Raw genomic sequence first — 1,465 nt, 5'->3', positions numbered from 1 at the left:
AATGAATATCAAAAAAGCAATTCTAGCATCAATGCTTGTATCCAGTATGTTGGTTGCCGTGGCAGATCCAATTCCTGCAGGAGCAGGGGCTGCGCAAGAGCAGCAATTGGATCGCTGGACAATTCAAATAGATCCGAAGTGGACGGAAAAGCTGAATCAAGCGGTAAAATTATTTGCCGGAGAAGACGTGCAATTGCAAAAGGTAGGTAAGCTCGATTTCAATAATAAGAATGCATCTAAAATAACAGAAGTGCGATCTGTAGATGGTAAATATTCATTACAATTTGATTATGATACAGGGATTATCTGGACGGTAAGCGGCAAAACCGCTACTATTGACCAAATCAGCAAGCAGGAACAGGAAGACGTATTAAAGTGGTTGAAAGCGATATATCCAAAGAAGAAGTATGCATTTGATAATGAAGTTGAGGTGATTCACCAATTTACGGATGAGAAACTCTCAAAAACGTCAAAAGCAGAGGTTAGAGAGGAGAAGACGTACGAATTGAAAGGAAAGGATTTCTCCGCTTCCTTACACAAATTAGATGGCATACCAGAACATATCGGTCATATCACGATTGACTTTGATAAGAAAGAGCTTGATCCGAAACTGCTGAAAACAGTTGTTGATGCTGCTCAAACTGTTTCTACAAATAAGTTTGAAATGACGACTGCTCAGCTTCGCGTCGATTTATCGCCAATTATCTCAAAGAATAAACCCAATATAACATGGGTGTTCCATGATGGCAAAGTTACGATTTATGCAGATCCCAATACAGGGAAAATCAATAGTATCTACAATGAGCTTGGAAAACAAGTACGCGAAAATAAAGGCATTTCCGAAAAAGAGGCGAGAGAAGCGGTCGCCCCAATAGTGAAGAAAGTATTTAATATCGACATGAATGGATATAGCGTGAAATGGGATGGAACAGAAAAGGATTTTGCTTTCACCAAGAAAAATGGCATGAATGTAAGAGCGGCATTGGATGCAAATAAAAAGGTCGTGTACATTCGAGTCGGAAGAGCTGCTGCTCCTGGGATCATTAAGTATGCAGCCGATTTGGAAGCGAAACCCCATTAAACGCCTACAAACGAACCATTTCATTATATTTTGACTCCGTATCAAATAATCCACTGGCTTCTATGCGTCGGTGGATTTTTTTATTTGAAACCATCTTCATTCAGAATAATAGAGATGATGTCACAAAAGAGAGGAATGAAATTGTTATACATTGTAGGCGATCACCACTTTACGAATAAAAAACGTTCAAAACTTTAAAAGTAGGGTGGAACATAGGAGGGTTTAGTATGAATTGGAAGAGAACAGCTCTAGCATCTTTACTCGTATCCAGTATGTTGGTTACCTTGGCAGGGCCGATTCCTGCGGGTGCCGAGGCAGCGCAACAGCACGAACAGCAGCAAATGAGAAAGAAGATTCAAATCGATCAGAAGCTGGCCGCCAAGC

The 1,465-nt window shown here is 40.5% G+C and carries 1 protein-coding gene; it reads left to right on the top strand.

Annotated features, from left to right (window positions below; genetic code table 11):
- The coding region (locus BBG47_RS27970; protein WP_065294463.1) for a hypothetical protein at positions 1-1,081 on the top strand (1,081 nt) is incomplete at its 5' end.
- Positions 1,082-1,465 lie beyond the last annotated feature (384 nt).

The organism is Paenibacillus sp. KS1 (assembly GCF_001680695.1).
GTDB classification, from domain to species: domain Bacteria; phylum Bacillota; class Bacilli; order Paenibacillales; family Paenibacillaceae; genus Paenibacillus_B; species Paenibacillus_B suaedae.
The sequence above is the reverse complement of the archived record's forward strand: the minus strand, read 5'-3'. Positions and strand labels throughout refer to the sequence as shown.